General features: G+C 58.7%; 18 protein-coding genes. 8 read left to right on the top strand and 10 right to left on the bottom strand.

The window, feature by feature from the left end; genetic code table 11:
* Position 1: 1 nt before the first annotated feature.
* From AOA62_RS15960 to gloB, 6 genes are all read right to left on the bottom strand, one after another.
* Positions 2-1,021, bottom strand: coding sequence for an ABC transporter permease (locus AOA62_RS15960; protein WP_012723835.1), 1,020 nt, complete (start codon positions 1,019-1,021; stop codon positions 2-4).
* Between the two features lies 1 nt (position 1,022).
* Positions 1,023-2,096: a microcin C ABC transporter permease YejB gene (locus AOA62_RS15955; protein WP_099549133.1), complete on the bottom strand. Its 1,074-nt coding sequence runs from the start codon at positions 2,094-2,096 to the stop codon at positions 1,023-1,025.
* Positions 2,097-3,929: an extracellular solute-binding protein gene (locus AOA62_RS15950; RefSeq protein ID WP_099549132.1), complete on the bottom strand. Its 1,833-nt coding sequence runs from the start codon at positions 3,927-3,929 to the stop codon at positions 2,097-2,099.
* Positions 3,926-5,755 (bottom strand): extracellular solute-binding protein, encoded by a 1,830-nt coding sequence (locus AOA62_RS15945; protein WP_017136935.1) that lies wholly within the window; start codon positions 5,753-5,755, stop codon positions 3,926-3,928. The genes AOA62_RS15950 and AOA62_RS15945 overlap by 4 nt, the downstream gene beginning before the upstream one ends.
* 236 nt (positions 5,756-5,991) lie before the next feature.
* The gene (locus tag AOA62_RS15940) at positions 5,992-7,398 is read right to left on the bottom strand and encodes a transglycosylase SLT domain-containing protein (protein ID WP_056859491.1); all 1,407 of its coding nucleotides are present in this window, start codon (positions 7,396-7,398) and stop codon (positions 5,992-5,994) included.
* A gap of 98 nt (positions 7,399-7,496) precedes the next feature.
* A complete protein-coding gene (gene gloB / locus AOA62_RS15935; RefSeq protein WP_099549131.1) occupies positions 7,497-8,264 on the bottom strand; it encodes a hydroxyacylglutathione hydrolase in 768 nt (255 codons plus the stop codon).
* A 65-nt stretch (positions 8,265-8,329) separates the two neighbouring features.
* Here gloB and AOA62_RS15930 point away from each other — a divergent pair, with 65 nt between their 5' ends.
* The 5 genes from AOA62_RS15930 (at position 8,330) to AOA62_RS15910 (ending at position 13,439) form a co-directional block, all read left to right on the top strand.
* Positions 8,330-9,088, top strand: coding sequence for a class I SAM-dependent methyltransferase (locus AOA62_RS15930; RefSeq protein ID WP_017136933.1), 759 nt, complete (start codon positions 8,330-8,332; stop codon positions 9,086-9,088).
* A gap of 31 nt (positions 9,089-9,119) precedes the next feature.
* On the top strand, positions 9,120-9,572 hold the full coding sequence (gene rnhA / locus AOA62_RS15925; RefSeq protein WP_017136932.1) for a ribonuclease HI: 453 nt from the start codon (positions 9,120-9,122) through the stop codon (positions 9,570-9,572).
* Positions 9,573-9,651: 79 nt separating this feature from the next.
* A complete protein-coding gene (gene dnaQ, locus AOA62_RS15920; RefSeq protein WP_169987818.1) occupies positions 9,652-10,392 on the top strand; it encodes a DNA polymerase III subunit epsilon in 741 nt (246 codons plus the stop codon).
* Positions 10,393-10,593: 201 nt separating this feature from the next.
* Entirely contained in the window at positions 10,594-12,849 is a 2,256-nt protein-coding gene (locus tag AOA62_RS15915; protein ID WP_099549130.1) for an arginine/lysine/ornithine decarboxylase, read from the top strand.
* 8 nt (positions 12,850-12,857) lie between these two features.
* Positions 12,858-13,439: a GNAT family N-acetyltransferase gene (locus tag AOA62_RS15910; RefSeq protein ID WP_026013697.1), complete on the top strand. Its 582-nt coding sequence runs from the start codon at positions 12,858-12,860 to the stop codon at positions 13,437-13,439.
* Between the two features lie 49 nt (positions 13,440-13,488).
* On the opposite strand, the gene AOA62_RS15905 is transcribed toward AOA62_RS15910, so the two are convergent.
* Both AOA62_RS15905 and AOA62_RS15900 read right to left on the bottom strand, forming a co-directional pair.
* The gene (locus tag AOA62_RS15905) at positions 13,489-17,706 is read right to left on the bottom strand and encodes a glycosyltransferase family 32 protein (RefSeq protein WP_099549129.1); all 4,218 of its coding nucleotides are present in this window, start codon (positions 17,704-17,706) and stop codon (positions 13,489-13,491) included.
* Between the two features lie 155 nt (positions 17,707-17,861).
* Complete coding sequence (locus AOA62_RS15900; RefSeq protein ID WP_099549128.1) at positions 17,862-18,767, bottom strand: LysR substrate-binding domain-containing protein; 906 nt, start codon at positions 18,765-18,767, stop codon at positions 17,862-17,864.
* 153 nt (positions 18,768-18,920) lie between these two features.
* Here AOA62_RS15900 and gspG point away from each other — a divergent pair, with 153 nt between their 5' ends.
* Positions 18,921-19,367: a type II secretion system major pseudopilin GspG gene (gene gspG / locus AOA62_RS15895; protein WP_099549127.1), complete on the top strand. Its 447-nt coding sequence runs from the start codon at positions 18,921-18,923 to the stop codon at positions 19,365-19,367.
* 103 nt (positions 19,368-19,470) lie between these two features.
* Positions 19,471-19,815, top strand: coding sequence for a hypothetical protein (locus tag AOA62_RS15890; protein ID WP_026013696.1), 345 nt, complete (start codon positions 19,471-19,473; stop codon positions 19,813-19,815).
* Between the two features lie 60 nt (positions 19,816-19,875).
* Here the strand turns inward: AOA62_RS15890 and AOA62_RS15885 are convergent, their stop codons facing one another.
* The gene (locus tag AOA62_RS15885) at positions 19,876-20,112 is read right to left on the bottom strand and encodes a hypothetical protein (protein ID WP_017136925.1); all 237 of its coding nucleotides are present in this window, start codon (positions 20,110-20,112) and stop codon (positions 19,876-19,878) included.
* A 228-nt stretch (positions 20,113-20,340) separates the two neighbouring features.
* On the opposite strand from AOA62_RS15885, the gene AOA62_RS15880 reads away from it, so the two are divergent.
* On the top strand, positions 20,341-20,898 hold the full coding sequence (locus tag AOA62_RS15880; protein WP_017136924.1) for an NADPH-dependent FMN reductase: 558 nt from the start codon (positions 20,341-20,343) through the stop codon (positions 20,896-20,898).
* Positions 20,899-21,559: 661 nt separating this feature from the next.
* Here AOA62_RS15880 and AOA62_RS15865 read toward each other — a convergent pair.
* Positions 21,560-22,201, bottom strand: coding sequence for an FMN-dependent NADH-azoreductase (locus tag AOA62_RS15865; RefSeq protein ID WP_099549125.1), 642 nt, complete (start codon positions 22,199-22,201; stop codon positions 21,560-21,562).
* Between the last annotated feature and the right edge of the window lie 4 nt (positions 22,202-22,205).

Genomic DNA, 22,205 nt, shown 5'->3' with positions numbered 1-22,205 from the left:
CTCATTTCCTCGGGTCGAAGGCATCGCGAGCGGACTCGCCGATAAACACCAGCAAACTCAACATGATCGCCAACACGGCAAACGCACTCATGCCCAGCCACGGCGCTTGCAGGTTGGATTTGCCCTGGGCCACCAGTTCGCCCAGGGACGGCGAACCGGCCGGCAGGCCGAAACCGAGAAAATCCAGGGCGGTGAGGGTGCCAATGGCACCGGTGAGGATGAACGGCATGAACGTCATGGTCGAGACCATGGCATTGGGCAGGATATGCCGGAACATGATCGCGCCGTTCTGCATGCCCAGCGCTCGGGCGGCACGTACATATTCCAGGTTGCGCCCGCGCAGGAACTCGGCGCGCACCACGTCCACCAGGCTCATCCACGAAAACAGCAACATGATGCCCAGCAGCCACCAGAAGTTGGGCTGCACAAAGCTGGCGAGGATGATCAGCAGGTACAGCACCGGCAAACCCGACCAGATCTCCAGGAAACGCTGGCCGGCCAGGTCGACCCAGCCGCCATAGAAACCCTGCAAGGCGCCAGCGATGACGCCGATGATCGAGCTGAGCACGGTCAGCGTCAGGGCAAACAGCACCGACACACGAAAGCCGTAGATCACTCGCGCCAGCACATCGCGGCCCTGGTCGTCGGTGCCCAGCAGGTTCACCGAAGACGGCGGCGCTGGCGCGGGGACTTTCAGGTCGTAGTTGATGCTCTGGTAGCTGAACGGGATGGGCGCCCACAGCGTCCAGGCGTCCTTGGCCTTGAGCAGTTCCTGGATATACGGGCTTTTGTAGTTGGCCTCCAGCGGGAATTCGCCGCCAAACGTGGTCTCCGGGTAGCGTTTAAGCGCCGGGAAATACCAGCCACCGTCGTAATGGACTGCCAGCGGTTTATCGTTGGCGATCAACTCGGCGCCCAGGCTAAGCACGAACAGAATCAGGAACAGCCACAGCGACCACCAGCCACGTTTGTTGGCTTTGAAACGCTCGAACCGGCGGCGATTGAGGGGGGACAGGTTCATCTCAATGCTCCCGGCTGGCAAAGTCGATACGCGGATCGACCAGGGTGTAGGTGAGGTCGCCGATCAGCTTCACGATCAGCCCCAGCAAGGTGAAGATAAACAGCGTGCCGAACACCACCGGATAATCGCGGTTGATCGCCGCTTCAAAGCTCATCAGGCCCAGGCCATCGAGGGAAAAGATCACCTCGACCAACAGCGAACCGGTGAAGAAAATCCCGATAAATGCCGAGGGGAAACCGGCAATCACCAGCAGCATGGCGTTACGAAACACATGGCCGTAGAGCACGCGGTGGTTGGTCAGGCCTTTGGCTTTGGCGGTGACCACGTACTGTTTGTTGATTTCGTCGAGGAAGCTGTTTTTGGTCAGCAGGGTCATGGTCGCGAAGTTGCCGATCACCAGCGCGGTGACGGGCAGGGCCAGGTGCCAGAAATAATCGAGAATCTTGCCGCCAAAGCTCAGTTCTTCGAAGTTGTTGGAGGTCAGCCCGCGCAAGGGGAACCAGTCCAGGTAACTGCCGCCGGCAAACACCACGATCAGCAAAATCGCGAACAAAAACGCCGGGATGGCATAGCCGACGATGATTGCCGAGCTGGTCCACACGTCAAAGTGGCTGCCGTGCCGGGTAGCCTTGGCGATGCCGAGCGGGATCGACACCAGGTACATGATCAGCGTGCTCCATAACCCGAGGGAGATGGACACCGGCATCTTTTCCTTGATCAGGTCGATGACCTTGGCGTCGCGAAAGAAGCTGTCGCCAAAATCCAGCCGTGCGTAGTTCTTGACCATGATCCACAAGCGTTCCGGCGCCGACTTGTCGAAGCCGTACATCTTTTCGATTTCCTTGATCAGCGCCGGGTCCAGGCCCTGGGCGCCGCGGTAGCTGGAGCCGGCCACCGAGACCTCGGCGCCGCCACCGGCAATGCGGCTGGTGGCGCCGTCGAACCCTTCGAGTTTGGCGATCATCTGCTCCACCGGGCCACCGGGGGCGGCCTGGATGATGATGAAGTTGATCAGCAGGATCCCGAACAGCGTGGGGATGATCAGCAACAGGCGGCGAACAATATAGGCCAGCATTTAATCGCCTCCGCTCGCCGGATCGGCGCTCTGGACAGTGTCGACGGCAGGTTTGACTTCAGGTTTGGCCCACCAGGTGGCCGTGCCGACGTCGTAGCGTGGCGGGACTTTGGGGTGACCCAAGTGATCCCAGTACGCCACGCGGTAAGTCTTGATGTGCCAGTTGGGAATCACGTAGTAGCCAAACTGCAAGACCCGATCCAGCGCCTTGGCATGGTCGACCAGGCTTTGGCGCGAGTCGGCGTTGATCAGTTCTTCGACGAGTTGGTCGACCACCGGGTCCTTGAGGCCCATGTAGTTGCGGCTGCCGGATTTGTCGGCGGCGGCGGACGACCAGAATTCGCGCTGCTCGTTACCCGGCGAGGTGGACTGCGGGAAGCTGCCTACCAGCATGTCGAAGTCCCGCGAGCGCAGGCGGTTGATGTATTGCGAAACGTCAACGCGGCGGATTACCAGGTTGATCCCAAGGTCTGCCAGGTTGCGCTTGAAGGGCAGCAGCACCCGTTCGAAATCGGTCTGGGTCAACAGAAACTCGATGTTTACCGGCTTGCCGGTGGCGTCGACCATCTTGTCGTCGACGATCTTCCAGCCAGCCTCCTGCAACAGCTGGTAAGCCTCACGCTGCTGGGTACGGATCATGCCGCTGCCGTCGGTTTTGGCCGGCTCGAAGGCTTGGGTGAAGACTTCGGCGGGGAGCTTGTCGCGAAACGGCGCCAGGATGGCGGTTTCCGCCGGGCCGGGCAGGCCGGTGGCGGCCATCTCCGAGTTTTCGAAGTAGCTGCGGGTGCGGGTGTAGGCGCCATTGAACAGCTGTTTGTTGCTCCACTCGAAATCCAGCAGCAGGCTGATGGCCTTGCGCACCCGCACATCCTGGAACATCGGTTTGCGCGTATTGAACACAAACCCCTGCATGCCGGTGGGGTTGCCGTTGGGAATTTCTTCCTTGATCAACCGGCCCTGGGCCACGGCCGGAATGTTGTAGGCGTTGGCCCAGTTCTTGGCGCTGAATTCCAGCCAATAGTCGAACTGCCCGGCTTTCAAGGCTTCCAGCGCCACGGTGCTGTCACGGTAGTAGTCGGTGATGCGGTTATCGAAGTTGTAGAAGCCCTGGGTCACCGGCAGGTCTTTGGCCCAGTAATCCTTGACCCGCTCATAGCGCACCATGCGTCCCGGTTTGACCTCGGCGACCTTGTACGGCCCGCTGCCCAGCGGTATTTCCAGGTTGCCCTTGGCAAAGTCGCGCGTTGCCCACCAATGCTTGGGCAATACCGGCAGTTGGCCGAGGATCAGCGGTAATTCACGGTTATTGGTGCGTTTGAACTTGAACAGCACACGCAGCGGGTCTTCGGCGACCACTTCGTCGACGTCGGCGTAATAGTTGCGGTAGAGCGGCGAACCGTCCTTGATCAGCGCCTGGAAGGTGAATACCACGTCTTCGGCCCGGATCGGATGGCCATCATGGAAGCGCGCTTCGGGGCGCAGGTAGAAGCGCACCCAGCTGTTGTCCGGAGCCTTTTCGATCTTGCCGGCCACCAGGCCGTATTCGGTGACGGGCTCGTCCAGGCTTTGCATGGCCAGGGTGTCGTAGATCAGCGGCAGGTTGTCTGCGGGCACGCCCTTGCTGATGTAGGGGTTGAGGCTGTCGAAGCCGCCCATGCTCGATTCACGGAAGGTGCCGCCCTTGGGCGCGTCGGGGTTTACATAGTCGAAATGCTTGAAGTCGGCGGGGTACTTGGGTGGCTCGCTGTACAGGGTCAGCGCATGTTGCGGCGCGGCATTGGCTGCGCCGCACGCTAACAAGGCGCCAAACAGGGCGGTGCGCAAGGTCATCATTGGGCTTTCTCCGAAGCTTTCAGCCACCACGCGCTCAAACCCAGGCTATAGGGCGGCGTGGTGACAAAGGCGAACCGGTTGCGGTACGCCAAGCGATGATAGTTGAGGTACCAGTTGGGAATACTGTAGTGCTGCCACAGCAGCACCCGGTCGAGGGCGCGGCCGGCGGCCAATTGTTCTTCGCGGGTCTGCGCCGCCAGCAGTTGGTCGAGCAGGTGGTCGACCACCGGGTTGGCGATGCCGGCGTAGTTTTTGCTGCCCTTGATGGCCGCCTGGCTGGAGTGGAAGTACTGCCACTGCTCAAGGCCCGGGCTCAAGGTCTGGTTGAGGGTGATCAGGATCATGTCGTAGTCGAACTGATCCAGGCGCTGCTTGTATTGCGCCCGGTCAACCGTGCGCAGGCGCGCGTCGATGCCGATACTTTTGAGGTTTTCGACGTAGGGCTGCAGGATGCGTTCAAGGTTCGGGTTGACCAGCAGAATCTCGAAGCGCAGCGGTTGGCCCTTGCTGTCGAGCAGCCGCTGGTCTGAGAGTTTCCAGCCCGCTTCGCCGAGCAAGGCCAGGGCGCGGCGCAACGTCTCGCGCGGGATGCCGCGGCCGTCGGTCTGCGGCAGGCTGAAGGCTTGAGTGAACAGGTTGGGCGGCAACTGGTCGCGGTAGGGCGAGAGCATCAGCCATTCATGCCCCACTGGCACGCCGGTCGCAGAAAACTCACTGTTGGGGTAGTAACTGAGCGTGCGTTTATAGGCGCTGCTGAACAGGGTGCGGTTGGTCCATTCAAAATCGAACATCAACCCCAGGGCTTCACGCACTTTGGTCTGGCTGAAGATCGGCCGCCGCGTGTTCATGAACAAGCCCTGGCTCTGGGTCGGGATCTGGTGGGCGATCTGCGCCTTGATCACGTCGCCGCGGTTGACCGCGGGGAAGTTGTAGCCGGTGGCCCAGTTCTTGGCCTGGTGTTCGATATAGAGGTCGAATTCACCGGCCTTGAAGGCTTCGAAGGCCACGTCGCTGTCGCGGTAGAACTCCACTTCGACCTTGTCGTAGTTGTAGAACCCCTGGTTGACCGGCAGGTCTTTGCCCCAGTAATCCTTGACCCGCTCGAACACCAGCTGGCGGCCCGGGGTGACCTTGGTGATGCGATACGGCCCGCTGCCCAAAGGCGGCTCGAAGGTGGTGGCCTTGAAGTCGCGGTTCTTCCAGTAATGCTGGGGCAGAACCGGCAGTTCGCCCAGGCGCAGGATCAGCAGTGGGTTGCCGGCGCGTTTGAACACAAAACGGATGCGATGGCGGTTGAGAATGTCGACCCGCGCCACTTCCTGCAGGTTGGTGCGGTACTGCGGGTGGCCTTCGGTGAGCAGGGTGCGATAGGAAAATGCCACGTCATAAGCGGTGATCGGCTTGCCATCATGGAAGCGCGCTTCCGGGCGCAGGTTAAACACCACCCAACTGCGGTCCTCGCTGTACTCCACCGATTGGGCAATCAGCCCGTAGCTGGAGGTGGGCTCGTCACCGGACGGCGCGTACTGGCCGGTGCCGACCATCAGCGGCTCGTTCAGCTCGTTGACGCCGTATTGCAGGAAATTGGGCGTGGAAACCGGGCTGGTGCCCTTGAAGGTGTAGGGGTTGAGGGTGTCGAAGGTGCCAAATGCCATGACCCGCAATGTCCCGCCTTTGGGCGCTGCAGGGTTTACCCAGTCGAAGTGGGTGAATTTGGCCGGGTACTTGAGTGTGCCGAACTGCGTGTAACCGTGGCTCTCGGTAATCGTCGCGTTCGCAGCAAAGCTCAAGGCCAGACTTATTAGTAGAAGGAGGGGACGCTTCAAGTCAGAGATCCGATCCAGGCGGCTTGGGCTTTATGATCGGTACAGTAACAGCTTGTTCCGGTTGGAAAAAGGTCGCTGAAAACACTGGGGTCAGGGTTGGGAAGGTATCGGATTGGGTGAAGATCAAATGTGGGAGTTGGCTTGCCTGCGATAGTATCAACTCGGTGTGCCTGACACACCGAGGTGTTTGCATCGCAGGCAAGCCAGCTCCCACACAAGCCAGTCCCCACGGGACTTTATCTAGGCCCGGAAACCACCAGCATCTGGCCTGGCTTGAGTGCCTGGCCAGTACGCGGGTTCCAACGCTTGAGATGTTGCATCTCGACGTTGAAGCGCTTGGCGACGATGTACAGCGAGTCACCTTTCTTGACCTTGTACTGCACCGGTTTCTTGCTGCTGGCCACCAGTTTGCGGGTGTCCTGCATCACCAGGGTCTGGCCGACCTTTAGGGCCTGGCCATTGAGTTTGTTCCAGCGCTGCAGGTCATGTACATCGACCTTGTTCGCCTTGGCGATCAGCGTGAGGTTGTCGCCACTGCGGACCTTGTAGTTGCGGGTACGCCCGGCCACCCGTGTGCTCTCAACTTCGTCGAACACCTGCTTTTTCGGGCGCATCGCCAGCAATTCTTCGGGCTTCATCGTCGAAAGGGTGCTGGTGAGCAACTGCGCCTTGGAGCTTGGCACGAGCAAATGCTGCGGGCCGTCCAGGGTGGTGCGTTGTTTCAGGGCCGGGTTGAGCTGGAACAGTTCGTCTTCGTCGATCTCGGCCAGCGCGGCAACCCGGGACAGGTCCATGCTTTGCTTGACTTCAACCACTTCGAAGTACGGCGTGTTGGCAATCGGGCTCAGGTTGACGCCATAGGCCTCGGGGGCCAGCACCACTTGGGACAGCGCCAGGAACTTGGGCACGTAGTCCTTGGTTTCCTGAGGCAGGGGCAGGTTCCAGTAGTCGGTGGGCAGGCCGAGCTTTTCGTTGCGCTCGATGGCCCGGCTGACCGTGCCTTCGCCGGCATTGTAGGCCGCCAGGGCCAACAGCCAGTCGCCGTTGAACATGTCATGCAGGCGCGTCAGATAGTCCAGGGCGGCGGTGGTGGAGGCGGTGATATCGCGGCGGCCGTCGTAGGCGCGGGTCTGGCGCAGGTTGAAGTAGCGCCCGGTGGAGGGGATGAACTGCCACAGGCCGACCGCATCGCTGCGCGAATAGGCCATCGGGTTGTAGGCACTTTCGATCACTGGCAGCAGCGCCAGCTCCAGGGGCATGTTGCGTTCTTCAAGGCGTTCGACGATGTAATGAATGTAGAGGCTGCCGCGTTCTCCGGCGTTCTCTAAAAAGGACGGGTTGCTGGCGAACCACAAGCGTTGTTGCTCGATGCGCGGGTTCACACCCAGGCCGTCCTGCAATTGAAAGCCCCGGCGCATGCGTTCCCAGACATCCTGGGGCACTTCGGGGCTAGGCTTCTCTGAGAGCCAAATAGGTTTTTGCTTGATCTTGGCAGCAAGATTGGGTTTGGGTTGCACGGTGGATTGTGCAGCGAAATTGGTCGATTGGCAGCCCGCCAGAGTCGCGGAAACGGCCACCGCCACGGCTTGAGCCAGGCGGGTCAATGCGTCTGAAGAAATGGATTTACGAATAGATGACGACATTGGCTGGAAGTAAGTTCCGGGCAAAAATGTCGGGCGATTCTAGAAAGCGCTTTGGTTCCGGTCAACCATTCAGAAATTCCGTATCAGATTGCATCCGCTTAGAACTTATCTTTCCAAGCCCTCAAGCTAGCAAACACCTCGGCCCCAGTGCGGTTGTCGCGACCGTTCCGTTCGTCCGCTTTTTGTTTAACGGATGTTTCGGCGGTACGCAGGAAAGGGTTAGTACGTTTTTCCAGGGCCAGGTTGGAGGGAAGTGTCATTTCACCACGGGCGCGCAATTGCTTGACGGTCTCGACGCGTTCGGCGATATCGGCATTGTCCGGTTCCACGGCGTGGGCAAATTTGAGGTTACTTTGCGTGTACTCATGGGTGCAGTACACCAGCGTGTCGGCGGGCAGGGCGGCCAGGCGCGCTAGCGAGGCGTGCATTTGTTCCGGGGTGCCTTCGAACAGGCGCCCGCAGCCGGCGGCAAACAGGGTATCGCCACAAAACAGCACGCCCTGGTGGTAATAGGCGATATGGCCGAGGGTGTGGCCGGGCACGCTATAAACGTCGAAGTCCCAGCCGAGCGCGTTGATGCGCGCGTTATCGTGCAGGGCCACGTCCCGCGCCGGGATCTTTTCGTTCGCCGGGCCGTAAACCTTGGCGCCGGTTTCATGTTTGAGCTGTTCGACGCCGCCGACATGATCATGGTGGTGGTGGGTGATCAGGATGTCGCTGAGCCTGTACCCAGGGTTTTGCTTGAGCCAGGCCAGCACCGGCGCGGCATCGCCGGGGTCGACCACGGCGCAGCGTAGGGTATCAGGGTCTTGTAACAACCAGATGTAGTTATCGGTGAAGGCGGGCAGGGCACTGATCTGTATCATTCTTCGATTCGCCAAGCTGAACACTTTGGTGCATCTTAGAACGTCTAGGCGAATTGGAGAATGCAATGACTGATAAAGCGTTCGCCCAGGCCGATCCTGAATGGCTGGCCCTGATCAGCGCAGCCCGTGATTGGCTGTCCGGGCCGATCGGGCAATTTTTGCTGGACGAAGAGCGGCGCATGCTCGAAGACGAGCTGGGCCGGTTCTTTGGTGGCTACCTGGTGCACTACGGCCCGTCGGCCCAGACGCCGCCCGCTGCGCCGCAGGTGCAACGCAATGTGCGCCTGGGCGCGCCGTTGCCTGGGGTCGAGATTGTGTGCGAGGAACAGGCCTGGCCGCTGAGCGAACATGCCGCCGATGTAGTGGTGCTGCAGCACGGCCTGGATTTCTGCCTGTCGCCCCACGGTTTGCTGCGCGAGGCCGCCAGCAGCGTGCGCCCAGGTGGCCATTTGCTGATCATCGGCATCAACCCCTGGAGCAGTTGGGGCCTGCGCCATGTGTTCGCCCATGACGGCTTGCGCCAGGCGCGTTGCATCGCGCCGTCGCGGGTGGGCGACTGGTTGAACCTGCTGGGCTTCGCGCTGGAGAAACGCCGCTTCGGGTGCTATCGTCCGCCGCTTGCGTCTGCCAAGTGGCAAGGGCGGCTGGCCGGCTGGGAGCGCCGGGCGGGTGCCTGGCAACTGTCGGGCGGTGGCTTCTATTTATTGGTCGCGCGCAAGATCGTGGTCGGGCTGCGGCCGGTGCGTCAGGTGGCGCGTCAGCCCATGGGCAAGCTGGTGCCGATGCCGATGGCCAAGGTCAACCGCAAGCAGAGCGAACCGTAACCCCTCTTTTTGATTGAAGACCGAGCAACTGATGACCGATACCGTAGAACTCTTCACCGATGGCGCCTGCAAGGGCAACCCTGGCCCCGGCGGCTGGGGCGCGTTGCTGGTGTGCAAAGGTGTGGAGAAGGAACTGTGGGGCGGCGAAGCCAACACCACCAACAACCGCATGGAGCTGATGGGCGCCATTCGCGGCCTGGAAGAACTCAAGCGTCGCTGTGACGTGCTGTTGGTGACCGACTCGCAATACGTGATGAAGGGCATCAACGAGTGGATGGTCAACTGGAAGAAGCGCGGCTGGAAAACCGCGGCCAAAGAGCCGGTAAAGAATGCCGACCTGTGGCAACTCCTCGATGAGCAATGCAACCGCCATGACATCACCTGGAAATGGGTACGCGGGCACATCGGCCACCCGGGCAACGAGCGCGCCGATCAATTGGCCAACCGTGGCGTGGATGAAGTTCGGGGCTACAAACAGAGCTGAGCCGACTGACGTGTTAACATCGCGCCCCTTGATTCACATCACACTGCACACCACCGTTGAGAGCTGAACCCTGATGGCCATCCGATCTGTTGTACTCGATACCGAAACCACCGGCATGCCGGTGACCGATGGTCACCGGATCATTGAAATCGGCTGTGTCGAATTGATGGGTCGCCGCCTCACCGGGCGTCACTTTCACGTCTACCTGCAACCGGATCGTGACAGTGACGAGGGCGCAATTGGCGTCCACGGTATTACGGATGAATTCCTCAAGGGCAAGCCGCGCTTTGCTGAAGTGGCGGACGAGTTTTTCGAGTTCATCAACGGCGCTCAACTGATCATCCATAACGCGGCGTTCGACGTCGGGTTCATCAATAACGAGTTTGCCCTGATGGGGCAGACCGAGCGTGCGGATATCTCCCAGCACTGCTCGATTCTCGATACCTTGATGATGGCCCGTGAGCGTCACCCCGGCCAGCGCAACAGCCTGGATGCGTTGTGCAAACGTTATGGGGTTGATAACTCTGGCCGTGAATTGCACGGCGCCTTGCTCGACTCCGAGATTCTCGCCGACGTTTACCTGACCATGACCGGCGGGCAGACCAGCCTGTCCCTGGCCGGTAATGCTTCCGATGGCAGCGGCTCGGCGGAAGGTTCGGGCAACCGTCCTTCGGAAATCCGCCGTTTGGCGGCGGATCGCAAGCCGACCACCATCATCCGTGCCAGCGAGCAGGATCTGGCTGAGCATGCGGCGCGCCTGGAAGCGATTGCCAAGTCGGCGGGCGCGCCGGCGTTGTGGTCGCAACTGACTCAGCAATAATCACGGCTGAACACGATTAAAAAATGTGGGAGCTGGCTTGCCTGCGTTGGCATCAACTCGGTGTGCCTGAAGTACCGAGGTGCCTGCATCGCAGGCAAGCCAGCTCCCACAGTAGATTTGCGTCGTCTGTAAAATCTTCATTCGCCACATCCCCTCCCAGCTTCTACCCTGAGTGCATAGCCCTCAGGACTCAAAGCACTCATGTACAAAGACCTGAAGTTCCCTGTTCTTATCGTGCACCGTGACATCAAGGCCGACACCGTTGCCGGTGATAGGGTCAGAGGCATCGCCAGGGAGTTGGAACAAGAGGGCTTCAGTATTTTTTCTGCGGTGGATTACGCCGAAGGCCGATTGGTGGCTTCTACCCATCATGGCCTGGCGTGCATGTTGATTGCCGCCGAGGGCGCTGGCGAAAACACCCACCTGCTGCAAAACATGGTCGAGCTGATTCGCCTGGCGCGGGTGAGGGCGCCCAACCTGCCGATCTTTGCCCTGGGCGAGCAGGTCACCCTGGAAAACGCGCCGGCCGATGCCATGAGCGAGCTCAACCAACTGCGCGGCATTCTGTACCTGTTCGAAGACACCGTGCCGTTTCTGGCCCGCCAAGTGGCTCGCGCTGCACGCGCCTACCTTGATGGCTTGTTGCCGCCGTTCTTCAAAGCGCTGGTGCAGCACACGGCCGATTCCAACTATTCCTGGCACACCCCCGGCCATGGCGGCGGTGTGGCTTATCGCAAAAGCCCGGTGGGGCAGGCGTTTCATCAATTCTTTGGCGAAAACACCCTGCGTTCGGACTTGTCCGTGTCGGTGCCGGAGCTGGGTTCATTGCTCGATCACACCGGGCCCTTGGCCGAAGCCGAAGCCCGCGCGGCGCGTAACTTTGGCGCCGATCACACGTTCTTTGTGATCAACGGCACCTCGACGGCCAACAAGATCGTCTGGCATTCCATGGTCGGGCGCGATGACTTGGTGTTGGTGGATCGAAACTGCCACAAGTCGGTGCTGCATTCGATCATCATGACCGGCGCGATCCCGCTGTACCTGTGCCCGGAGCGCAATGAACTGGGGATTATCGGCCCAATCCCCTTAAGCGAATTCAGCCCCGAGTCGATCCGCGCCAAAATTGAAGCCAGCCCCTTGACCCGTGGTCGGCCGGCGAAAGTGAAACTGGCGGTGGTCACCAACTCCACCTATGACGGCCTGTGCTACAACGCCGAACTGATCAAACAGCAACTGGGCAACAGTGTCGAGGTGTTGCATTTCGACGAGGCCTGGTACGCCTACGCGGCCTTTCATGAGTTTTTCGCCGGCCGCTATGGCATGGGTACTTCGCGCACTGCCGACAGCCCGCTGGTATTCACTACCCACTCGACCCACAAATTGCTCGCGGCCTTCAGCCAGGCGTCGATGATCCACGTGCAGGACGGTGGCGCGCGCCAGCTGGACCGCGACCGCTTCAACGAAGCCTTCATGATGCACATCTCCACTTCGCCGCAATACAGCATCATCGCCTCGCTGGATGTGGCTTCGGCGATGATGGAAGGCCCGGCCGGGCGCTCGCTGTTGCAGGAGATGTTCGACGAAGCCCTGAGCTTTCGCCGTGCCCTGGCCAACCTGCGCCAGCATATTGCTGCCGAAGACTGGTGGTTCTCCATCTGGCAACCACCGTCGGTGGCCGGCATCGACCGGGTCGCCACCGCGGATTGGCTGTTGCACCCGCAGGATGACTGGCATGGCTTTGGCGATGTGGCCGAAGACTATGTGTTGCTGGACCCGATCAAAGTCACCTTGGTGATGCCCGGCCTCAACGCCGGTGGCGCCTTGAGCGACTGCGGAATTCCCGCCGCAGTGGTCAGCAAATTCCTCTGGGAACGGGGGCTGGTGGTGGAAAAGACCGGTTTGTATTCCTTCCTGGTGTTGTTCTCCATGGGCATTACCAAAGGCAAATGGAGTACCTTGCTCACCGAATTGCTGGAGTTCAAGCGCAACTACGACGCCAATGCCAGCCTGGCCAGTTGTTTACCCTCGGTGTTCAAAGAAGGCCCGGCACGTTATCAAGGCCTGGGTTTGCGTGACCTGTGCGACCAATTGCATAGTTGTTACCGCAGCAACGCCACCGCCAAGCACCTCAAGCGGATGTACACCGTGTTGCCGGAAATTGCGATGAAACCGGCCGATGCCTACGACCAACTGGTCAGGGGTGAAGTCGAAGCCGTTTCCATTGACGCCTTGCCAGGACGCATCGCAGCCGTGATGCTGGTGCCTTATCCGCCGGGCATCCCGTTGATCATGCCGGGCGAGCGCTTTACCGAGTCGACACGCTCGATCATCGACTATCTGGCATTTGCCCGTACGTTCGATAGCAGTTTCCCCGGTTTTGTCGCCGATGTTCATGGGTTGCAACACGAAGATGACGGCAGTGGCCGTTGTTACACCGTCGATTGCATCAAGGGTTAAGGATGTTTATGCAAGCTGTAATGAACCCGAAGTATCCGGGGCTCAGCGTTCGGGTCGCCGACGAAGGCTTTGACGCCTACGTGTGGGGCAATGATTTCAGCTTTGAGGTCAGCGCCTATGGCGTACCGGAGATGGGCAAGCGCGTCGACCAATGGGCGCTGGAGCGCATTCTGCCGTACCGCAAGTGTTACGGCATCGACCCGGAAGAGTTCGCCAGTTTCCGCGATGCTCCCGACAGTGCGATTTTTATGGCGTACCTGGATGATCGCGCGGTGGGGCACATTGTGGTCAGCACCAACTGGAATGGTTTTGCCCATGTCGACGAGCTGGCGGTGGCCATGCCTGCACGGCGCCATGGTGTAGCCAAGGCATTGCTGGATGTGGCGCAGTTCTGGAGCCGCAAGAAGAACTTGCCGGGCATGATGCTCGAAACCCAGAACAATAACCTCGGCGCTTGCCGTTTGTATGAGCGCTGCGGGTATGTGATGGGTGGGATCGATCAATTGCGCTATCGCGGGATTGACCCGCAAACCCGCGAAGTGGCAATTTTCTGGTATCGGTTGTTCACGTCTGAGCGGCAGACGGCCTGAATGCCCTTGCCCCTGGCGTTCAGGCCGCGTTGAGGTGCGGCAGGCTAAGTCATGAATCGATCCACGAATGTTCGGCACCAATGGTAACCTGCAACTGGTCACGGAGTGAGCGGTAGTGCTTCTTGGCTTGCTCCAGACTCTGTTTTAGCCCATCCGGCTCACTCAGGCCTTTATTGGCGTAGTACTGGTGAATGTCGTCTTCCAGGCTGAACGGTATACCGGGCACCGCGCCATGTTTGACCTGCTGCATTTTTTCTTTGCTCATTCCATCGAATCCCGCATCGTAAATGTCCGGTCGCTTGGACCTCAGTACATCGTCAAGCAGGTTCGGGCCGACGGTCTCAAAGATCTTGCCTTCGTACTCCAGAAAATCTGAAGTGTAGGTGAACCCGCCGTTGACCTCTCTGGAAAGTGTCGGGCGGTTGGCCGCAAAATACGCTTTGTTTTCAGTGAAGCGCCGGTTCATCTCGGCGATCATTTCGGTGACCACCGGGTTATCCGGTTGCGTGGCGAAGTTACTGGTGTTGTAGAAGGGTTTGTAGTCAGTGATTTTGTGAGCGACTGGTTTGCTGAGCAGCATATCCGAGTCACCCGCGTTCAAACCGGCGGATCCCACCGCGCCTTTGATGGTGTCGTCGGTGTCGAGATAAATGCCACCATATTTATTCATCAACGGATAGCGAGCTACATCGGAAGTGGCGGCAAGGTTTTTTCCTTGGCCTCTGCGGAAGTAGGCATACAGTTCGGTGTTCTTCAAGGGTTGGAAAAAGTCTTCTTCATGCAAATTCATGACGGTGACGCCGGGCGCATCCTTTTCCAGCTTGAGTTTGATGGTCTGCAGCAACTCTGGCGTGTCGGCGTCGACGTGCACAATGGATTTGAAACCGGGCATTTTTTCGGCGTTGGTCGCGATATTCTTGATCAGCTTGTCGGGTATTTCGCCGCCGGCCCAGAAGTAGTGAATGTTGGTTGGGATGGGCCTGATATTGCTGGACTTCTGCAAGATAGCCGGTGGGGTTGCATCGATAAACCTGAAGTTGTGCTCGGGGATCTTCTGGGCATTTTTATATTCCTCCAAGGGTCCCATCTGCCACTTGTTCTTTGCGCTTCTCCAGAAGTACTCGGTGGTGACGCCGTTGGCGTTACCCGAACCGGCCATCCAGGCACCCACCTTGGTATCAAAGGTGGTGACATAGTTTATGCCTCGGTAATTGATGGTGAAGGGGTATGAGGAACCCGTGGTTATTTTTACGTCGTCTACCGGTACGACGTAGGTGTTTTCATCGAGTTTCCAGGGTGACGGGGAGTTACCACCCAATAAGCGATTGGCAGTGGCGCGAGGCTCCCAGCCGGCGCTGCCCAGGTCCCGGACCACAATGTTGTCTCGGGCGGCACTGGGGTGTTGGATAACCCGCTGGCCATCCTTGATGGTGGACTGATAAAGCTTGCCGTTGACTTTTATATATTCTTTGTTGTTCGGGCCGACGTAGATATTCGCCTGCAAGCCTTTAACCTGCAGCAGGTCCGGGGAAACGATGGCCTCATATTCAAGCAGCGAGGTTCTATCAAAGACTTTGACGCTCTCACCGGCCGCCGCCGCCGCAGGCTGGAAATCTTTCAACGGTGAACCGTAGGGACGCCCCTTGGCTGCATCGAAGGCATACCATTTACCGCCCTGGAACAACGCATCACCTTCCAGCATTTCACCAGCAACCCTGGAGGAGCCTATGGCAACCAAGCCATGCTGTGTGCTGGCGGCTTTGAGCACGTCGTAGCTGCCGCTGGCGCCCTTGAGGGTATTGAATACGCTCTTTCCCTTGGACCAGGTCCAGCGGCTGATACCTTTGAGCAAATCGCCCGCACCACCCAACGGGTTGAGCGCGTCGATTGCGACGGTACCCAGAAACCGGGCGGTTCTTGCTGCACCCTTGAGGCCGGCCACGCCTTTGGCGAGGGCTTTACTCGCATGTGCTGCCTTGCCGGCGCCCAGAGTCACCAGACCGATCACGTCCATGCCAAGGTCAAGCAAACCCTCACCGATATTGCCCTGCGTGAAGTTAACAATCGCAGACCTGAACGGAATCATATTCAGGAAAAACTCCCCGATGGCCTTGTTGGCGGCACTGGTTTTGTCGTAAGACGTTGTTCCTCGGGCATGTTGCAGTAGCTCATCGCCCTGCAAGTCCATGCGTTTGGTGAGTATTTTGGCGATGTAGCGGGTGCGGTCTGAATCGAAGACCTGTGGTGTTACTGTGGTCGCCGGCTTTTCCTTGGCCTGCTCGGCATGCTCGTCTTCGAACGGGTTGAATCGTACGGTTCTATGCAGTGTGTTGGCGTCTCGATTATCGAGCCGGGTGTAGGGTGGCGAGTAAATGTGAGCCAGGTAATTGTGTTTGGAAATGGTCCCGGCGCGTGTATCGATGCGGTAAATATTGACCTGTCCCCCACGGGTGATTTTCACATCCAGCGTATGGCCTTTTTGGATCAGGCTTTTGGTCGAGAAATCGAGGCCGATGAGGTAGCTGTCGGTATGAAAAAACTCGAGTTTTCCATCATCGAAGTTTTCTTTATCTTCGGGTGTCACCGTCGAAATCAGGTATTGGGTCATCCCCGAGTGGCCTTTTTCCAACTCTGCTATGGCCGATGTGTAGCGTTGGGTAAAGGTGTCTGCGACGGAAAGTTCGCCGCTATCGGAAAGCGCGCAAAATTGCTTGATGGGGATACGCTTGTCATTGGTGACCCAATGTTCGCTGTCATCATTATTGACTTTGTCGCCGTGCATGACGACATCGAGCATTGAATATGTTCCGGGGAAGCGACCGGGGCGTCCTTCGATCAGTCGGGCTTTCGTGAGGTTTTTCGCCTTGAAGACCTCATCGGATATGCCTGGAAATTTCTCCCTGAGCAGATCCATTCCCAGGTCTTCACGCATCGGGATGGGGGTTGCGAGTGCCCGGCTGATGTCTTGCAAGGTTTGCTGCTGGGCGCTAAAGGTACTTTGCACAGTGTGCATCTGCGTGTCGTCGGGCGTCGTGCCTGCATTCAAGTAGCCTTTGACTTCACCCCAATTGTGCAACGCTTCGCGATGGATATGCTGCGAGAGCGGTGTGCCGATGTCGATGCCCTCTGCGGCGGCGAGCACTTCGCTGTAGGTCATTGTGAGTGTGCGCCCCGGCGATTCAGCTTCCAGCTTGGCGGCGGCGATCGTCAACTGTGTCCAGGGAATGCTGCCGTAGGTCACGCTCGCCGGAATGTCCTTGACCAGGTATTCAGGGGCGCAGTGGGCCAACAACATGCGGGCCGCCAGTTGAGCCGATGCCGCAGAGGCTCGGCCTGTTGCCACCAGATGACGGCTCAAACCCTCGATGACGACCGTGGCCGGTCGGTACCAATGCTGGCGTTGCCCAAGATCAAAGCCGGCAACGCGGTTACGCGCCGGAGTGCCCACGGATTGGGGATTCAGCCCCAGATGAATCGCAGCCAACAAATAGTCATTGACGCTGGTGTTCGTTGCAATGCCGCCCAACCGGGTTTGAATGGCCTGGCCCAGCGCTTGCGCCTTGGCCGATCCCAGCAGCGTTTCTACTGCGCTGCTGGTGAATTTGAAATCATTGCTGGACAACTCGCACGCGGACAACAGATAGCCCAGCACGCCTTTTGGATCAGTCAGTGGCAGTTCCGGCAGCGTTGAGTCAGGAGCGTTCAGCAGGTCGATGATGGCTTGTTTGTCTTGCGCCGAGAGCGGGATCGGCCAGGACAGCGCGCCGCTGAAGTTGCCCAGGGGCGGGGTCTGAACGTGCTTTGTCGCTAGCTGATAAAGGGCCTGCAACGCGTTCAGGGTTTTGGGCAGGGGCAAGTCGCTGCCGCTGAGGTATGTGCCCAATTTGACGATGCTGGTCGGCGCCAGATTGTGCTTTTGATAGTAGCTGGAGCCTTCACAGACCGGTATTGAGGCGCTGTTCCAGTGCGACGTCAGCCGGCCTTCGAGCAGGCTTTGTTGCTCACTGGAAAGGGGGGGCGGGAAGGCGGCGTGCAGTTCTTCCAGGCTTGTGCGCAGTTTTGCCGCCAGGGTTTCCCAGTTACACCGATCGGCAAAAGCTTTTTTAAGCGCTGCCGGGTTGTCCAGGGTGCCAGGGGTTGCATCGTTGGCTGAGGCTTCAATCGAATTCGGTTGAGCGCTAGTTAACGCACCGGCGTCCTGCGGTGGGTTGAGACTGGCAGGGTTTTGAAGGGCTCGATCAGTAAGGACAGAATGGAGGGTAGTCATAGAAAACGCTTCCTTGTTTAGAGTATGTCGTCCAGTGGAAAGCACTCGGCTGTGCTTTCTGCTTCTGTGAGTGCGACGCTTCTAGAACAAGGTTCCAGCGGGAGTTTTTAGAATTTATGTCGGTGAAAGCGCACTAGATGGTGCGCAGGGCGGGGTCAGGTGGATGCAGTAACGGTCAGCAAGGTTTCGGCCTTGTCGGCGACGATTTCCAACAGTGCATTCAACGCCGGAGCAGGTTCAGATTCCTTCAACGTCAATGCGTAAAGGACCACAGGCATCGGCGGCGATAACGGGCACGCATCCAGCCCAGCTTCCCGCGCGCCGAAGGCGGTAAACGGATCGACAATCGCCAGACCCGCTCCGGCCTCCACCATGCTGCGCATCATCTGGTAGGTCTGCACCCGTGTCTGCACCAACGGCAGTGGGCGCAGGGCTTGCAGTTTTGCGTCCAGCAGACGACTTAGCGGGTCGTGACCTTCCAGCCCGATCATTGACTGCCCGGCCAGGTCCTGCAGTGCAATGTACTTTTGCTTGGGTTTGAGCCAGCCATGGGGCGCGAGCAGTTGCAGCTTGCCTTGGGCCAGTACGGTGCTTTGGATTTGTGGGTGCTGCGGATCATGCAGGCTCAGGCCCACGTCGGCTTCGCGCAGCAGCAGGCTCCTGACGATCTCCCGGGTCGGTTGGCTCGACAGGGTGCACGGTGTGTCCTGAAAGCGCCGGCGCAGCATAGCCAGGCTTTGCGGCAACAATTGGTTAGCCAAGGGCTGCGTGCACAAGGCGCGCAAGGGCGGGGCGTGATGATGTTTGAGGCGCCCGGCCAGGCGTTGCAACGGCTCCAGCGCTTCATAGAGGTGGGCGATTTCAGCCTGCAGCTCAAGGGTTTCGCGCGTCGCTTGCAAGCGCCCGCGCACACTGGCGAACAGCATGAAGCCCAATTGCTGCTCAGCGTCCTTGAGGGTTGCGTCCACATCGCCCACGGGGAGTTGCAACCATTCGGCGGCGGTGCCGAGATGTCCGGTCTGCAAGATGGCCTGAATCACTTCGATATGACGTAAACGCATCGCCGGAGTCTATGTTCAGTGCGATGGGGTTTCAATGCCTGGGTAAAAAAGAGCACAGGCATGGGTGAGTGTTGGCTACCGTTAGTGGGTATGTCACTGTCACGGGCAGGGTATACAACGAGTGTATCAATCGAGGGAAAGGGGAGCCTCAACATGCCATCAAGTCGCTTAAGCGGAAAAATACTCACCCAGCGCGGCTTCACGCGCTGGGCGGTGCTGGTGGTGCTGGTCATTATTGGCTTGTTGGCCTTGGCGCTGGGGCCGCGCTTGTTTGGGGATGTAACGCTGACGGAAATCGCCACTGCCAAGGCGCAGGTGGCTGAGCTGGGCAAGGCTGTCGAGCAGTTCCATCAGGATACCGGCCGCTATCCTACGGATGAGGAGGGCCTGGAGGTGCTGACCGTGCAACCTGCGGTATCAGCCAATGGGAAAGGACCCTACGTCAAGGATGAGTTATTGACCGACCCTTGGGGCATTGCCTATCAGTACCACTACCCGGCGACCCAGCCCAACACCCCCTTCGACCTGTTTTCATTCGGCAAGGACCGAACCCTGGGCGGCGTCGGCGATAACAAGGATATTACCTACGGCGACCACTGAATCACCTGGCATTCCCCATCGACCTGATTAGAATGACGCATCTGATCATCAACGACCAATGCCGCTCACCCGGCACTTAAAACAACAACAGGTCTGGTCTCACATGCCTCTACCCTCGACGTTTTTCGGGGTAAGGGCCAAACAGCTGCTGGTCTTGGTGACCATTGGCTGCGTGGCTGCTTATCTCCTCAATAATCAAGACGAACGCACCCCGGAAAACCACGCCCTTGAGGCGTTTATCCGTTCCCAGGAACAGGTGAGCGAGCAGGTGGGGGCTGTGCTGGAGATTGCGCTGGTCAGGCAGGTGGTGGCGTATCCCGCTTACGGCACGCCGGGCTACAAGCGTTCGCTGTATGCCGTTGAAGGGGAGCGGGGGCGGTTGCTGGTAACGCTCAAGCAGCTGGACGGTGAGCAGGACGTGGAGGTAACGCAGATGCGCCGGCCGTGATCCCCCGGCCCAGTCAACGCCAGTAATGGCCAGGACTGAGCAGGTCGATAAGGCGGGATCTTATGACGCGAGGGTGGTTTGCGATTCGCGGACGATAATAGTCCCCGACTGGATCAATTTGAATTCATCGCCTTCCAATTTTTCTACACGGTCGCCAATGGCCAGCTTGTAGGTGGTGGTAGGCGTCGAGCCAGCCTGGCTGTCCTGCGCCGGGTTGGATTCCTGGAACTCATGCACCGAATACACGCGTCCTTCCGCGTCTCTGGCATGGAACTGTCCGACAAGTACTGCAGCCATCTGTTTAGAACCTCTGGAGATAAACACTCGATTTGCGGTTCTGTAGACCGTCATGGAGCGGGGTAGTTTACCTATGGGAAAAAAATACTATTCGTTGATGTTTTCAGACGCTTCCTACGCTGGTGAGTGCGTGGCAAACAGCTTCGGGATTATCAAAACCCGCTGGTTAACGCGTCACGAAGGCTCTATAACTAAAGGCTCCTTTAGTCAGATGTCGGGAAAACCTCAATGAGCAAGGTCTATACGATTGCCGTCCTGGTTGGCAGCCTTAGAAAAGAGTCGATCAACCGTAAGGTCGCGTTGGCATTGGCCGAACTGGCCCCTGCCAACCTCAAGTTGAACATTGTGGAAATTGGCGATTTGCCGCTCTACAACGAAGACATCGACGGTACTGCGCCGCCCGCAGCCTACAGTACTTTCCGTCAGCAAGTACGCTCATCCGACGCGGTGTTGTTTGTGACACCGGAATACAACCGCTCCGTGCCGGCCCCGTTGAAGAATGCCATTGACGTTGGGTCTCGTCCTTATGGGCAAAGTGTCTATGGGGGTAAGCCTGGGGCGATCATCAGTGTGTCGCCGGGGGCTATTGGTGGGTTTGGGGCGAACCATCATTTGCGTCAGTCGCTGGTGTTTCTGGATGTACCTTGCATGCAGCAGCCCGAAGCGTACCTGGGCGGGGCGGGGAGCGTGTTTGATGAGGCGGGTAAGGTGTCGGAGAAGACCAGGCCGTTTTTGCAGGCTTTTATTGATGGGTATGGTAAGTGGGTTGAGAAACAGTTGGGTTGATAGCTATGGGAGGGCGGTGTACATATCCGTTGCTGCGGTAACGGCTACTTAGGGTTCCGCCCTGACGGCGGGTCACTTTTTGAAGGACCAAAAAGGTAACCAAAAAGTCCTCGCCCCACCACTCGGCACCTCGCTTAGGCTCGGTGTGCCAGAACGAAGGCTTGAATCCGTGGGCCGCCGCGATGGGCCATCCTTGGCCCAGCGCGGCTAACCCGGCGTCCTGCCGGGTTGCCCACGGATTCAAGCCTGCGTTCGGCCAGCGTGGTTGACGGGGCGATTCTCAGATCAAAAGCAGATCAAGATCAAGATCTACAGCACGGCGGCCTGAAAGCCGACCTGAGTGGTTGAATCAAAAGCGAAAAGCGAATTTACATACACTGAAGAGCTGCTTTTCTGTGGGAGCTGGCTTGCCTGCGATGCAGACACATCGGTGTGTCAGGCAGGCCGAGTTGATGCCATCGCAGGCAAGCCAGCTCCCACCTTTGACCGAGTATGGCTCTGCTGTCGGATTGCGGGCATGCCGAGCCACAGCGAGGCACCGAGTGTTGCGGCGAGGGCTTTTTGCTTACTTTTGGCTGGGCCGGCATTCCGGTCTTTCCAAAAGTGAGCCGCTGTAAGAGCGGAACCCTAAGCCGCCGTTACCTGAATAACGGATATACACTCAGCAGACCCTAACCCCCAATCGATCAGCAAGCTTCAGCGCCATCCCCGCACTTTCAAGGCGCGACACCTGATCCACCTCCGCCCCCAAAATAGTTTTTTCCACATATAGCGAATGCACATCGGTCACCCCGATAAACCCCAGCCACGCCTCCATATAGGGCTTCTGAAAGTCCATCCCCTGCGCGCCAGGTGCCGAAAAATCCATCCCCCGTGCATACACATTCACCGCGATCTTGTCATGCAACAACCCCCGCACTCCATGCTCCGGGCTGAACTCAAACAGCACGTCCTTCTGTGATACCACGTCGATAAAGTGCTTGAGCTTGTAGGGAATCGCGAAATTCCACAGCGGCACCGAAAACACCAGCACATCAGCTTGATGCAGGTGAGCCGCCAGCGCTGTGAGTGTCGTCCAGGCAGCGCTTTGTTCTGCGCTTAACGGCGTACCCGCGATGCCCGCGTATTTGGCGTCTATCACTGGCCCGTTGAACTCCGGCAATTCCAGCGCCCATAAATCCAGGGTCACCACCTGGGTGTCCGGGGCGTTCTGCTGATAGCGAGCGATAAACTGACGAGCGATCTCCAAGGACGCGGAGCGTTGTTTGCGCGGCGAGCATTCGATGTGCAGGAGTGTGGTCATGGTG

The sequence above is a fragment of the Pseudomonas sp. 2995-3 genome (assembly GCF_002742565.1).
Taxonomy (GTDB): Bacteria; Pseudomonadota; Gammaproteobacteria; order Pseudomonadales; family Pseudomonadaceae; genus Aquipseudomonas; species Aquipseudomonas edaphica.
Note: the sequence above shows the minus strand (reverse complement) of the source record. Positions and strands in the feature narration are given on the sequence as shown.

Excerpts from the sequence above, each read along its gene's own strand:
- AOA62_RS15960 (WP_012723835.1), bottom strand. The coding sequence starts at position 1,021 with ATGAACCTGTCCCCCCTCAATCGCCGCCGGTTCGAGCGTTTCAAAGCC.
- AOA62_RS15955 (WP_099549133.1), bottom strand. The coding sequence starts at position 2,096 with ATGCTGGCCTATATTGTTCGCCGCCTGTTGCTGATCATCCCCACGCTG.
- AOA62_RS15950 (WP_099549132.1), bottom strand. The coding sequence starts at position 3,929 with ATGATGACCTTGCGCACCGCCCTGTTTGGCGCCTTGTTAGCGTGCGGC.
- AOA62_RS15940 (WP_056859491.1), bottom strand. The coding sequence starts at position 7,398 with ATGTCGTCATCTATTCGTAAATCCATTTCTTCAGACGCATTGACCCGC.
- gloB (WP_099549131.1), bottom strand. The coding sequence starts at position 8,264 with ATGATACAGATCAGTGCCCTGCCCGCCTTCACCGATAACTACATCTGG.
- AOA62_RS15930 (WP_017136933.1), top strand. The coding sequence starts at position 8,330 with ATGACTGATAAAGCGTTCGCCCAGGCCGATCCTGAATGGCTGGCCCTG.
- rnhA (WP_017136932.1), top strand. The coding sequence starts at position 9,120 with ATGACCGATACCGTAGAACTCTTCACCGATGGCGCCTGCAAGGGCAAC.
- AOA62_RS15915 (WP_099549130.1), top strand. The coding sequence starts at position 10,594 with ATGTACAAAGACCTGAAGTTCCCTGTTCTTATCGTGCACCGTGACATC.
- AOA62_RS15910 (WP_026013697.1), top strand. The coding sequence starts at position 12,858 with ATGCAAGCTGTAATGAACCCGAAGTATCCGGGGCTCAGCGTTCGGGTC.
- AOA62_RS15905 (WP_099549129.1), bottom strand. The coding sequence starts at position 17,706 with ATGACTACCCTCCATTCTGTCCTTACTGATCGAGCCCTTCAAAACCCT.
- AOA62_RS15900 (WP_099549128.1), bottom strand. The coding sequence starts at position 18,767 with ATGCGTTTACGTCATATCGAAGTGATTCAGGCCATCTTGCAGACCGGA.
- gspG (WP_099549127.1), top strand. The coding sequence starts at position 18,921 with ATGCCATCAAGTCGCTTAAGCGGAAAAATACTCACCCAGCGCGGCTTC.
- AOA62_RS15890 (WP_026013696.1), top strand. The coding sequence starts at position 19,471 with ATGCCTCTACCCTCGACGTTTTTCGGGGTAAGGGCCAAACAGCTGCTG.
- AOA62_RS15885 (WP_017136925.1), bottom strand. The coding sequence starts at position 20,112 with ATGGCTGCAGTACTTGTCGGACAGTTCCATGCCAGAGACGCGGAAGGA.
- AOA62_RS15880 (WP_017136924.1), top strand. The coding sequence starts at position 20,341 with ATGAGCAAGGTCTATACGATTGCCGTCCTGGTTGGCAGCCTTAGAAAA.
- AOA62_RS15865 (WP_099549125.1), bottom strand. The coding sequence starts at position 22,201 with ATGACCACACTCCTGCACATCGAATGCTCGCCGCGCAAACAACGCTCC.